Source organism: Erwinia sp. HR93 (assembly GCF_034555055.1).
Lineage (GTDB): Bacteria > Pseudomonadota > Gammaproteobacteria > Enterobacterales > Enterobacteriaceae > Apirhabdus > Apirhabdus apintestini.
Window position 1 is genome coordinate 262,393 of the sequence record NZ_JAXUDP010000001.1, and the last position, 12,581, is coordinate 274,973.

Genomic DNA, 12,581 nt, shown 5'->3' on the forward strand with positions numbered 1-12,581 from the left:
AAGAGTATTAAGCTGACGTAGAAAGACTTCCCGCAAAGGGAAGTCTTCGTCAACGTGTTACTCAGCTTCAGGCTCAGCAGGCGCTGCAGCAGGAGCTGACTCCACCGCTTCCTTGATACTCAAACGGATACGTCCCTGACGGTCAACTTCCAGCACCTTAACCGGCGTTTCCTGGCCTAACTGCAAGTAGTCAGTGACCTTCTCAACGCGCTTATCCGCAATCTGAGAAATATGCACCAAGCCTTCTTTGCCGCCGCCAATAGCAACAAATGCGCCAAAGTCTACGATGCGAGTGACTTTACCATTATAGATACGCCCGACTTCAACTTCAGCGGTGATCTCTTCGATACGACGAATCGCGAATTTCGCTTTTTCTCCGTCGGTCGCTGCAATCTTCACAGTACCGTCATCTTCAATTTCAATTGTCGTACCGGTTTCTTCAGTCAGGGCACGGATGACAGAACCGCCTTTACCGATAACGTCTTTGATCTTATCAGGGTTAATCTTGATAGTGTGGATGCGCGGCGCGAATTCGGAGATATCCCCACGCGGCGCATTGATAGCCTGCTCCATCACGCCCAGAATATGCAAACGAGCACCTTTTGCCTGGTTCAAAGCCACCTGCATAATTTCACGCGTGATGCCTTCTATCTTGATATCCATCTGCAGCGCAGAGATACCATCGCGGGAACCGGCAACTTTAAAGTCCATATCGCCTAAGTGGTCTTCATCACCCAGAATATCGGACAGAACCACATAATTGTCGCCTTCTTTTACCAGCCCCATGGCGATACCAGCAACGGCCGCTTTAATTGGCACACCTGCGTCCATCAGCGCCAGAGAGGCACCGCAAACAGAAGCCATAGATGACGAACCGTTAGATTCGGTAATTTCAGAGACCACGCGCACCGTATACGGGAAGCGATCGGCATCCGGCATCACGGCAAGTACGCCGCGCTTCGCCAGGCGACCATGACCAATTTCACGACGCTTAGGCGAACCAACCATACCCGTTTCCCCTACAGAATACGGAGGGAAGTTATAGTGGAACAGGAAGCTATCAGTACGCTCACCCATTAATTCATCCAGTGTCTGTGCATCGCGCGCGGTACCCAGAGTTGCGGTTACCAGCGCCTGCGTTTCACCGCGGGTAAACAGCGCCGAACCGTGTGTACGCGGCAGTACGCCGGTGCGTACATCCAGACCGCGAATCATATCTTTTTCACGGCCATCGATGCGCGGTTCACCAGCCAATACGCGAGAACGCACCACATTTTTTTCAATCGCGTGCAGAATATCACCCAGCTCATTTTCATCCAGTTGCGCATCTTCCGGCTGTTCAGCCTGCAGTGCAGCAATAGTTTCCGCTTTGATAGCGTCAACCTGAGCATAGCGCTCCTGCTTGTCTGTAATGCGGTAGGCGTCGCTAAGGCGCGCTTGCGCAAGTGCGGCAACGCGTGCGTTCAAGGCTTCATCAACCGCTTCTGGCTGCCAGTCCCAACGCGGTTTACCCGCTTTCGCAACCAGTTCTTTAATATTCTGGATAACGACCTGCTGCTGGTCATGCCCAAACACAACGGCGCCAAGCATTTGTTCTTCGCTCAGAAGCTCGGCTTCAGATTCAACCATCAGCACCGCGCCTTCGGTACCAGCAACCACTAAATCCAACCGGCTGTTTTTCAACTCATCTGCCGTCGGGTTTAATACATACTGATCGTTGATATAACCGACACGGGCTGCGCCAATGGGGCCATTAAACGGCAGACCAGATAAAGACAGAGCGGCAGAGGCGCCAATCATCGCAACAATATCCGGGTTTACCTGAGGGTTAACGGAAACTACGGTTGCGATAACCTGAACCTCATTAACAAAACCTTCAGGAAATAATGGACGAATGGGACGGTCAATCAGGCGAGCCGTTAGCGTTTCACCTTCGCTAGGACGGCCTTCACGGCGGAAAAAGCTCCCCGGAATACGACCAGCTGCGTAGGTACGCTCTTGATAATTGACGGTCAGCGGAAAGAAGTCCTGACCCGGCTTCGCTTTTTTAGCGCCCACAACGGTCACGAACACGGCCGTGTCATCCATGCTGGCCATTACGGCTGCCGTTGCCTGGCGAGCCATCATGCCGGTTTCCAGCGTTAATGTATGCTGACCATATTGGAATTTTTGAACGATCGGATTAAGCAAAATTATATCCTTACTTATTTAACAATAGCCGCCCACAGCGCGAGCAGCGTTTTACTCCGATCTTATCCGCATCCTCGCGACTAATGACAACCTTAACCCGTAATTACGGATAAAGCCTCTCATTAGCCGCGCGAACCTCTGCAGTAAGATCGCTCTTAAACATTCAGAATGCTGTACTAATACGTCAAATGAACAGGTCATGCTGTTACAGCAAAAACTGTTGCCAGTAATAGGTTACGACAATCCTGATATGCTGCCAGTCCAACAGCAACAATACATGAGTTTATCGTTAATTGCTGCTGCCCTACTGAAAAAAGGGGCCATAAAGGCCCCTTTTTATGAAACTCGCAATGATTAGCGACGCAGGCCCAGACGTTCAATCAGGCTAGTGTATCGCGCAACATCTTTACGTTTCAGGTAGTCGAGCAGTTTACGACGCTGAGAAACCATACGCAGCAGACCACGACGGCTGTGGTGATCTTTTTTGTGCTCCGAAAAGTGACCCTGCAGATGGTTGATCTGCGCAGTCAGCAGCGCTACCTGTACTTCAGTAGAACCGCTGTCGTTAGCATCACGACCAAACTCAGAAACGATTTTTGCTTTAGCTTCAACGCTTAGAGACATTCTTTACTCCAGACAACTGTAGATATTAAAAATATAGGGTGCCGATCTCTAATTCAGCCACCCCCAGATAAAACCGAGCTATTCTAACTGGCTATACGGGTTATCGCAAGGAGACCACATAGCTTACAGCGGATACTCCACAACCAGGCGACGCGGCGCGACGCGCCCTTCATCATCGATGATACCCATACCGATAAACCGCTGCTCCTCGCCTTCGGTCACCCGCACAAGCCCCTCAAATGGCGCATTCGCAGCGCGCACCGGCTGGCCTTGCCTGAAATAACTGGCGACGGATGTCAGTAAATTCACCACCGGAAAATCGGCCGCCGGGCTATCCATCGGTAATAGCAAGGGATCCAGCAGTGTGGACGAGGGAACGCTCTGGCGCTCGGCGTCCGCAACCAGCTCAGTAAGCTGTGCCAGCGTCACCATACGCTCTACGGGATAGCGGCTTACAGCCAGGCGCCTTAGCATAGAAACATGCGCGCCACAGCCCAGCACTTCACCTAAATCATCAATAATTGTGCGGATATAAGTGCCTTTTGAGCAGTGGATCTCAAGCTCCAGCTCATCGCCCTCATGGCGCAAAAATAGCAACTCATACACGACGATAGGACGCGCCTCTCGTGCCACCTCAATCCCCTGGCGCGCGTACTCATATAGAGGGCGCCCCTGGTGTTTCAACGCTGAAAACATTGAGGGAACCTGCTGCGTCTCTCCACGAAACCGGTCAAGTGCAGCGGCAAGTTCGGCGGGCGTAAAGTTAACTTCCCGCTCCTGAACTATCTGCCCATCCGCATCCGACGTGTCAGTCCGTTTCCCCAACCGGGCGATAACGCGATAGCGCTTGTCCGCATCTAACAAATACTGTGAAAACTTTGTCGCCTCACCAAGACAAATAGGGAGCATCCCGGTTGCTAAGGGATCTAAAGCGCCGGTATGGCCAGCCCGGTTAGCCTGAAATAAGCGTTTTACTTTTTGCAGGACATCGTTTGAAGATGCCCCTTGAGGTTTATCCAATAGCAAAACACCATGTACATCGCGACCGCGACGACGGGGACGACTCATTATTCCTCCTTGTCGCTATCGTCGCTATCCGCGCGGCGCGCCTCATCGCGCTTCACGACATTTGACACCAGATTTGACATCCTCATTCCCTCAACCAGTGAGTTGTCATAGAAGAAGGTCAATTCCGGTACAATACGCAAACGCATCGCCTTACCTAAAAGTGAACGAATAAAACCTGAGGCATCATGCAGGGCTTTAAGCCCTGACTTAACGGCCTCTTCATCATCATCATTAAGGAAGGTAACAAAGACTTTCGCATAAGCTAAATCGCGAGAAACCTCTACGCCAGAAACGGTGGTCATTAGTCCAAGACGGGGATCTTTAATTTCGCGCTGCAGGATGATGGCAATCTCTTTTTGCATCTCCTGCGCCACGCGCTGCGGGCGGCCAAACTCTTTAGCCATAATAAATTCTCCAGACAAAGAGGGGGGCCGCAGCCCCCCGAAATTATGTCGATGAACGATTAGCTAATAGTACGCTGGATCTCGATAACCTCGAAGACCTCAATCATATCGCCGGTGCGAACATCGTTATAGTTCTTCACGCCGATGCCACATTCCATACCGTTACGTACTTCATTCACATCATCTTTAAAGCGGCGCAGGGATTCCAGCTCGCCTTCATAGATAACAACGTTATCACGCAGAACGCGGATAGGATTGTGGCGCTTCACCGTTCCTTCCGTCACCATACATCCAGCGATAGCGCCAAATTTCGGTGACTTAAATACATCGCGAACTTCAGCAAGCCCGATAATCTGCTGCTTATACTCAGGCGCCAGCATACCGCTCATCGCCTGCTTCACTTCGTCTATCAGGTGATAGATAACGGAGTAGTAGCGCAGATCCAAGCTTTCCGCATCGATAACCCGACGCGCAGAAGCATCCGCACGCACGTTAAAGCCAACGATAATAGCGTTCGACGCCGCCGCGAGCGTGGCGTCGGTTTCCGTAATCCCACCAACGCCGGAACCGACAATTTTCACTTTCACTTCATCGGTAGACAGCTTCAGCAGCGAATCACAAATGGCTTCGACAGAACCCTGAACGTCTGCTTTCAGGACAATATTGACTTCGGACACTTCGCCTTCTGTCATATTAGCGAACATGTTTTCCAGCTTCGCTTTCTGCTGACGCGCGAGTTTCACTTCACGGAATTTGCCCTGACGGTACAGGGCGACTTCACGCGCTTTTTTCTCATCGCGTACTACGGTCGCTTCATCACCTGCTGCCGGAACGCCTGACAGACCAAGAATTTCCACCGGGATCGACGGACCGGCTTCAGTCACTTCCTGACCCAGTTCGTTACGCATAGCGCGTACGCGACCATATTCAAAGCCGCACAGTACGATGTCGCCCTTATGCAGAGTCCCTTCACGCACCAGCACCGTAGCAACCGGCCCACGGCCTTTATCCAGGAATGACTCAATAACCGCACCGCTGGCCATACCGTTGCGCACGGCTTTCAGTTCGAGCACTTCTGACTGCAACAGAATTGCATCCAGCAGCTCGTCAACGCCGGTTCCCGCTTTCGCAGAAACATGCACGAACTGGCTTTCTCCGCCCCACTCTTCTGGGATGATACCGTACTGAGCCAGCTCATTTTTAACGCGATCCGGATCGGCCTCCGGTTTATCAATTTTATTGACGGCCACAACAACCGGCACCTGAGCGGCTTTAGCATGCTGCACGGCTTCAATTGTCTGCGGCATCACGCCATCGTCCGCGGCAACAACCAGCACAACAATATCCGTCGCCTGAGCGCCGCGCGCGCGCATTGCGGTGAACGCGGCGTGCCCCGGGGTATCCAAGAACGTAATGCTACCGTTATCCGTTTGAACGTGATACGCACCAATGTGTTGGGTAATACCGCCTGCTTCACCTGACGCAATTTTCGTTGAGCGAATGTAGTCCAGCAGCGACGTTTTACCATGATCGACGTGGCCCATGATTGTCACTACAGGCGCACGCGGCTCAGCTTTCGCGCCCGTGTCGCGATCGCTCATTACCGCCTCTTCCAGCTCATTCTCGCGGCGAAGAGTGACTTTGTGCCCCATTTCTTCGGCAACGAGCTGCGCGGTTTCCTGATCGATTACCTGATTAATGGTCGCCATCGCGCCCATCTTCATCATCGCTTTAATTACCTGCGAGCCTTTAACCGCCATTTTGTTAGCCAGCTCGGCGACAGTAATAGTTTCACCGATAATCACGTCGCGGTTAACTGCCTGCGCAGGTTTCTGAAAGCCCTGTTGCAGCATACTGCCGCGGCGATGCTTACCGCCTTTGCCACCGCGAACGGCGGCGCGAGCCTCTTCACGATCCGCTTTGGTTTCAGAATGTTTATTGCCTTTTTTCGGACGTGTAACTTTGGCATTACGCCCGCGTCCGCGACCGCCTTCAACTTCACGGTCGCTATCGTCTTCCGCCTGACGTGCGTGTTGAGAAGTCGTGAGATGATAATCACTATCTTCCTCAACGGGAGCCGGCGTTTCTTTGTTATCCCAATTCTGGCTTTCTGCCATGCGTCGTGCCTCTTCCACCGCGCGACGCGCCTCTTCTTCAAGTTTACGACGCGCTTCTTCTTCCGCTTTGCGTTTCAGTTCAGCCGCTTCAGCTTCTCTGCGCGCTTTTTCGGACTGTGCGGCTTTTGCCGCTTCGTCAGTTGGTTTATTGCTCACTTTGTCTTTTTCCGCCGCTTCACGTTTTGCTTTTTCAGCGGCTTCGCGCCTGGCCTGTTCTTCAGCTTCACGTTTCGCTTTTTCTTCTGCCTCACGTTTAGCGGCTGCTTCCGCCTCGCGCTGGGCTGCCTCTTCCGCTTCACGCTTAGCCTGTTCTTCCGCGGCAAGACGTTCGGCTTCTTGCGGATCGCGTTTTACAAAGGTGCGCTTTTTACGGACTTCAATCTGTACCGATTTATTCTTACCACCGGTACCCGGGATGCTCAGAGTACTGCGCGTTTTGCGCTGTAGCGTTAATTTATCCGGCCCGGAACCGTGTTCACGGTTTAAGTGGGCCAGTAGCGTTTGTTTCTCTTGCGCCGTTACAGAGTCTCCAGCAGACTTCGGAATCCCTGCATCAGCAAATTGCTGTACCAGGCGATCCACAGAGGTCTGAATCTCAGCGGCCAGCGCTTTTACGGTTACATCGGTCATGCTGTTCCTTCCTGCTACAGTTGATTACGCCTCGTCGCCGAACCAGCAAATATTGCGGGCCGCCATGATCAGCTCACCGGCTTTCTCATCGGTGAGATCTTCGATATCGGCTAAGTCGTCGATACCCTGATCGGCAAGATCTTCCAGCGAACAAATCCCACGCGCGGCCAGTTTAAAGGCCAGCGAGCGCTCCATACCCTCCAGGTTAAGCAAGTCTTCCGACGGTTTTTGATCCCCGAGACTCTCTTCCTGGGCCAGCGCCATCGTGGTCAGCGCGTTTTTCGCGCGCTCACGTAATGCTTCAATGGTCGTTTCATCAAGGCCATCAATCTCCAGTAGCTCTTTCATCGGCACGTAAGCCAATTCTTCGAGGCTAGAGAAGCCTTCTTCCACTAACACCGTGGCAAAGTCTTCATCAATATCGAGATACTTTGTGAAGGTTTCGATCGCAGCGTGCGCTTCTGCCTGGTGTTTCTCCTGCAGATCCTCAATCGTCATGACGTTAAGGTCCCAAGTGGATAACTGCGATGCCAGACGCACATTCTGCCCATTGCGCCCGATCGCCTGCGCCAGATTGCCAGCTTCAACGGCGATATCCATCGTATGTTTATCTTCGTCCACTACGATAGAAGCAACATCAGCCGGCGCCATCGCGTTGATAACAAACTGCGCCGGGTTGTCATCCCACAGCACGATATCAATACGCTCACCGCCGAGTTCTGTCGATACAGCCTGAACCCGCGCGCCCCGCATACCTACACAGGCGCCTACAGGATCGATACGCTTATCATTGGTTTTTACGGCAATTTTTGCGCGTGAACCCGGATCGCGGGCTGCCGCTTTGATTTCAATAACTTCTTCACCAATCTCAGGCACTTCAATGCGGAATAATTCAATCAGCATTTCAGGCTTGGAGCGTGTAACAAATAGCTGCGCTCCACGGGCTTCCGGACGCACGGAATACAAAACTCCGCGCACGCGGTCGCCAGGGCGGAAATTTTCGCGTGGCAGCATATCTTCACGCAATATCACGGCTTCCGCGTTATTTCCCAGATCAAGCGAGATATTCTCGCGATTCACTTTCTTAACAACGCCGGTAATAATTTCACCTTCGCGGTCGCGGAACTGCTCCACAACCATTGCACGTTCGGCTTCACGCACTTTCTGAACAATTACCTGTTTCGCCGTTTGCGTGGTGATACGGTCAAAGGTTACAGACTCTATCTGGTCTTCAACGTAATCGCCCAAGTTTAGTTCTGGTTCATCGTAACGTGCTGCTTCAAGCGTAATTTCACGCGTAGGCATAGTAACTTCATCAACAACCAGCCAGCGGCGAAACGTATCAAAATCGCCGCTTTTGCGATCGATGCTGACCCGAACATCGATCTCTTGCTCATATTTTTTCTTGGTCGCCGTTGCTAGAGCACTTTCCAGCGCTTCAAAAATTTTCTCGCGCGGAACAGCTTTCTCATTAGAAACCGCTTCAACAACAGCCAAAATTTCTTTGTTCATCAGGGGCTTCGCCTCAATCCAGACTGTTAAAAATGGGGAACCAAATTCGCCTTCTGAATATTGCTCAGCGCGAACACGTCATCGCTACCCTCAACGGTAAGCGTAATCATTTCGCCATCAACGGCTTTGATGATGCCCTGCCATTTACGGCGATTTTGAACAGCCATGCGTAATACAAGACTGACTTCTTCGCCGAGGAAACGGCGATAATGCTCGGCGTTAAATAGCGGGCGATCTAGCCCCGGCGAGGAAACTTCCAGGTTATAAGCCACGCTGATAGGATCTTCTACATCCAGCACCGCGCTGACCTGGTGACTCACATCAGCGCAATCATCAACATTGATACCATTCTCACTATCAATATAGATGCGCAGCGTAGACGTGCGGCTGCGGATAAATTCAATGCCGACTAACTCGTAGCCTAGTGCCTCTACCGGCGCCGCCACCAGTTCTGTTAATTTCTGCTCTAATGTGGACAATTCCACCCCCGGGACATAAAAAAAGGGCATATAGCCCAGTTATTGCTCGTCAGATAACAAAAAACCCCGATAAATCGGGGCTTTATATAACTGAACCCTGTATAACCTTCTAGGAGAATTTTTTTTCAAAACCTCGTAAAGGCACCTGCCGGTCTCTACAGTATATTTGAAAAAGAACTCTTAAGGAAAGTGGTTGCGGGGGCCGGATTTGAACCGACGACCTTCGGGTTATGAGCCCGACGAGCTACCAGGCTGCTCCACCCCGCGTCAGAAAACGTGGCGTATGCTACACAAGCTGCGTTAAAAATGCAAATTTTAACGAGGATTGGTACCGAGGACGGGACTTGAACCCGTAAGCCCTATTGGGCACTACCACCTCAAGGTAGCGTGTCTACCAATTCCACCACCTCGGCACTAAGATATCCGGATTTACGATTACCCGGATTTAACGAACAACCAAAGCTGTTAGTTAGGGATATCGCTGGACGGCTTTGCCGGCGCTGCGGGTTGAGTCTGCTCGGACTTCGGCTGAGTCAAATTATCCCATTCGCTTCCTTTATTGGTTTTATTGCTGTTTATGTTCCCCAGCACAAGGCTGATGATAAAAAACAGCGTAGCTAATATAGCAGTCATGCGGGTCATAAAATTCCCGGAACCGCCTGAACCAAACAGCGTAGCAGATGCACCAGCGCCAAAAGAGGCTCCCATATCAGCGCCTTTACCCTGTTGCAGCATAATTAGACCGACGAGGGCCACGGCTACAATAAGGAAAATAACTAAAAGAGCTTCGTACATAATTGACCTGTTCCTTGCGGATCTCCGCACACTATATTGCTTCAACCAAATAATTGTGAAGACGTTTTTCATTCCCCACAGAAGCGGGTGTGAATACTAACCAAAGCAGTAGCCGCGCGCAAGGGCAATTTTACATGATGATGCCGACTGAGGAAAAAAGCAGCGTCCGATGAACCATTAGTGGAATCTTACGCTCTTTATTACCAAAGGCTGTAACCAACTTTTCCCAGATTCTGCGATCCTGATAAGCAAGCAAAGCCATGCTTTAATGAATCTTGCAGAATAAAAGTAATCGCGTCTTCATACGAAGGCGCGATTACTGTTTGAATCCCCTAAACGCTTTTAACCGCATCTGCTATCCGGTTAGCAAACTCGATGACCTGTGCTTCATCCTCGCCTTCCACCATTACACGAATCAGCGGTTCTGTTCCTGATTTGCGCAGTAAAACGCGGCCGCGAGCACCAAGATTATCTTCAACTTCCTTCGCGACCTGTTTAACCGCTTCAGTTTCCAGCGGATCGCGGCTACCTGCGGTATACCTTACATTTACCAGCACCTGCGGGAACAGCGTCATACCGCTGCATAAATCATGTAACGTCATGGCGTTACGCGCCATTGCGCTTAACACCTGCAGGGCAGCGACAATGCCGTCACCGGTCGTAGTTTGATCGAGTAGAATCACATGTCCGGAGTTTTCCGCACCGATACGCCACCCTTTCTCCTGTAATTTCTCAAGAACGTAACGATCGCCTACCTTCGCTCGCTCGAAGGGAATACCTAACTGCTTTAATGCAACCTCAAGCCCCATATTGCTCATTAGCGTGCCAACCGCGCCGCCGCGTAACGCTCCCTGACGCAGGCCTTCTCTGGCAATAACATAAAGAATCTGGTCGCCATCTACTTTATTCCCCGCATGGTCGACCATAATTACGCGATCGCCGTCGCCATCAAACGCGATACCTAAATCAGCCTTTTCGGTCAAAACGCAGTTTTGCAGCATACGGACGTCCGTGGCTCCGCATTGGTCGTTAATATTAACGCCATTAGGCTCACAGCCAATTGTCACCACCGTAGCACCCAGCTCACGCAGTACATTTGGTGCAATATGATAAGTAGCCCCGTTTGCACAATCCACTACGATTTTCAGGCCATTCAGGCTTAACTCGTTTGGAAACGTCGCTTTACAAAATTCGATATAACGACCAGCGGCATCGACTATGCGGCTGGCTTTACCCAGCTCAGCCGAGTCAACGCAGTTAATTTCTTTTTCTAGTTCGGCCTCAATGGCTTCTTCCACGTTATCCGGCAATTTTGTTCCATCGATGGAAAAGAACTTAATACCGTTATCGTAATAAGGATTATGAGAAGCGGATATTACAATACCTGCCTCTGCGCGAAAGGTACGCGTCAAATAAGCAATCGCCGGTGTGGGCATTGGACCGGTAAATGAAGCAGATAACCCTGCCGCCGAGAGCCCTGCTTCCAGCGCGGATTCCAGCATATAGCCCGAAATTCGCGTATCTTTTCCAATAATAACTTTACGTGAACCGTGACGCGCCAGTACCTTCCCTGCAGCCCAGCCTAATTTCAGCACAAAATCTGGTGTGATCGGTGAATCTCCTACCCGCCCGCGAATACCATCGGTACCAAAAAATTTCCGCTTACTCATAATGATTATTTTCCTTCTCTGAGAGCGTAGCTTCTACTACGCGCAGCGCTTCTACCGTCTCTTTTACATCGTGCACGCGTAGTATATGTGCACCCTGCATAGCCGCAACCACCGCACATGCCAGGCTGCCACTCAAACGCTGGCCAGGCCCCACATTTAAAAGCTGCCCTATCATTGATTTCCGTGACATTCCTACTAATAACGGCAGATTAAAGCGATGGAATGTAGAGAGTTTGGCAAGAAGCTGATAGTTATGCGTTAGATTTTTACCGAAACCAAAGCCCGGGTCGAGCAACAATTTCTCTTTTGTTATTCCTGCCGCTTCACAGCGGGCAATTTGGTAAGTAAAAAAATCACCGACATCCTGACATACATCCAGATAAGACGGCGCTTCCTGCATTGTCCCGGGCGTCCCCTGCATATGCATTAAACATACTGGAAGCTCAGATTCCGCCGCGGCCTCCAGAGCCCCAGGTTCGCTTAAAGAACGAATATCATTAATGATATGCACGCCGGCCTGCGCGCTTTCCGTAATGACTTCCGGCTTTGAGGTATCAACAGAAATCCACACCTCAAAGCGCTGGGCTATAGCTTCAATTACCGGAACAACTCGTTCCAATTCTTCTTCCGCACTGACTTCTGTAGCCCCCGGGCGAGTCGATTCTCCGCCGACATCAATAATGGTCGCACCGGCGTTGATCATCTCATTCGCATGGCGGATAGCCTCCACCAGAGTGTTATGCCGTCCTCCATCAGAAAACGAATCAGGCGTAACATTCAATATCCCCATAACGTGAGGATAGGTGAGATCCAGTGAAGATCCCTGAGCATGCAGTTTCATGGAAATTCTCTTTTCGTTGAAAGGATAGTTTTGGAATATCACGGCACGTTAACTGGCCATTTTATGTGTTATTGCAAAATAGCGCAGCCCAATGCTTCTCTTACAGAAAACACGCTTTTCAAACGAATACCTCATGGAATATGAATACGCCATATTTCGCGCCGGTGCCAAACAATAGCTTCAGACATAAGTTAAGGATTGGAAAAAGCAAAACCCCGGAATTCCGGGGTTTTATTTAACGCTTACGACAA

Annotated in this window: 11 protein-coding genes and 2 tRNA genes; 1 reads left to right on the plus strand and 12 read right to left on the minus strand. The window is 50.9% G+C overall.

Translation table 11 applies throughout. The features are described from left to right. Positions 1 to 57 precede the first annotated feature (57 nt). Entirely contained in the window at positions 58 to 2,190 is a 2,133-nt protein-coding gene (pnp, locus tag SFA31_RS01235; protein WP_322836358.1) for a polyribonucleotide nucleotidyltransferase, read from the minus strand. A gap of 199 nt (positions 2,191 to 2,389) precedes the next feature. Here pnp and SFA31_RS01240 point away from each other — a divergent pair, with 199 nt between their 5' ends. After that, a complete protein-coding gene (locus SFA31_RS01240; RefSeq protein ID WP_322836359.1) occupies positions 2,390 to 2,548 on the plus strand; it encodes a hypothetical protein in 159 nt (52 codons plus the stop codon). On the opposite strand, the gene rpsO is transcribed toward SFA31_RS01240, so the two are convergent. The 11 genes from rpsO to folP all read right to left on the minus strand — a co-directional run bounded on the left by rpsO (position 2,545) and on the right by folP (position 12,330). Then, positions 2,545 to 2,814: a 30S ribosomal protein S15 gene (rpsO, locus tag SFA31_RS01245; protein ID WP_138094190.1), complete on the minus strand. Its 270-nt coding sequence runs from the start codon at positions 2,812 to 2,814 to the stop codon at positions 2,545 to 2,547. The two genes, SFA31_RS01240 and rpsO, sit on opposite strands and share 4 nt — an antisense overlap. A gap of 123 nt (positions 2,815 to 2,937) precedes the next feature. Beyond that, the gene (gene truB, locus SFA31_RS01250; protein ID WP_322836360.1) at positions 2,938 to 3,882 is read right to left on the minus strand and encodes a tRNA pseudouridine(55) synthase TruB; all 945 of its coding nucleotides are present in this window, start codon (positions 3,880 to 3,882) and stop codon (positions 2,938 to 2,940) included. Then, complete coding sequence (gene rbfA, locus SFA31_RS01255) at positions 3,882 to 4,286, minus strand: 30S ribosome-binding factor RbfA (RefSeq protein ID WP_322836361.1); 405 nt, start codon at positions 4,284 to 4,286, stop codon at positions 3,882 to 3,884. Before rbfA ends, truB begins: the two co-directional genes overlap by 1 nt. A gap of 59 nt (positions 4,287 to 4,345) precedes the next feature. Further along, positions 4,346 to 7,033: a translation initiation factor IF-2 gene (infB, locus tag SFA31_RS01260; protein WP_322836362.1), complete on the minus strand. Its 2,688-nt coding sequence runs from the start codon at positions 7,031 to 7,033 to the stop codon at positions 4,346 to 4,348. A 24-nt stretch (positions 7,034 to 7,057) separates the two neighbouring features. Next, positions 7,058 to 8,545 (minus strand): transcription termination factor NusA, encoded by a 1,488-nt coding sequence (gene nusA, locus SFA31_RS01265; protein WP_322836363.1) that lies wholly within the window; start codon positions 8,543 to 8,545, stop codon positions 7,058 to 7,060. Positions 8,546 to 8,571: 26 nt separating this feature from the next. Continuing rightward, the gene (gene rimP / locus SFA31_RS01270) at positions 8,572 to 9,024 is read right to left on the minus strand and encodes a ribosome maturation factor RimP (protein WP_322836364.1); all 453 of its coding nucleotides are present in this window, start codon (positions 9,022 to 9,024) and stop codon (positions 8,572 to 8,574) included. A gap of 190 nt (positions 9,025 to 9,214) precedes the next feature. After that, positions 9,215 to 9,291: transfer RNA gene (locus SFA31_RS01275), tRNA-Met, on the minus strand. A 59-nt stretch (positions 9,292 to 9,350) separates the two neighbouring features. Continuing rightward, positions 9,351 to 9,437: transfer RNA gene (locus tag SFA31_RS01280), tRNA-Leu, on the minus strand. Positions 9,438 to 9,489: 52 nt separating this feature from the next. Further along, entirely contained in the window at positions 9,490 to 9,819 is a 330-nt protein-coding gene (secG, locus tag SFA31_RS01285) for a preprotein translocase subunit SecG (RefSeq protein WP_322836365.1), read from the minus strand. A 332-nt stretch (positions 9,820 to 10,151) separates the two neighbouring features. Beyond that, positions 10,152 to 11,489, minus strand: coding sequence for a phosphoglucosamine mutase (gene glmM / locus SFA31_RS01290; RefSeq protein ID WP_322836366.1), 1,338 nt, complete (start codon positions 11,487 to 11,489; stop codon positions 10,152 to 10,154). Next, on the minus strand, positions 11,482 to 12,330 hold the full coding sequence (gene folP / locus SFA31_RS01295; protein WP_322836367.1) for a dihydropteroate synthase: 849 nt from the start codon (positions 12,328 to 12,330) through the stop codon (positions 11,482 to 11,484). Before folP ends, glmM begins: the two co-directional genes overlap by 8 nt. Positions 12,331 to 12,581 lie beyond the last annotated feature (251 nt).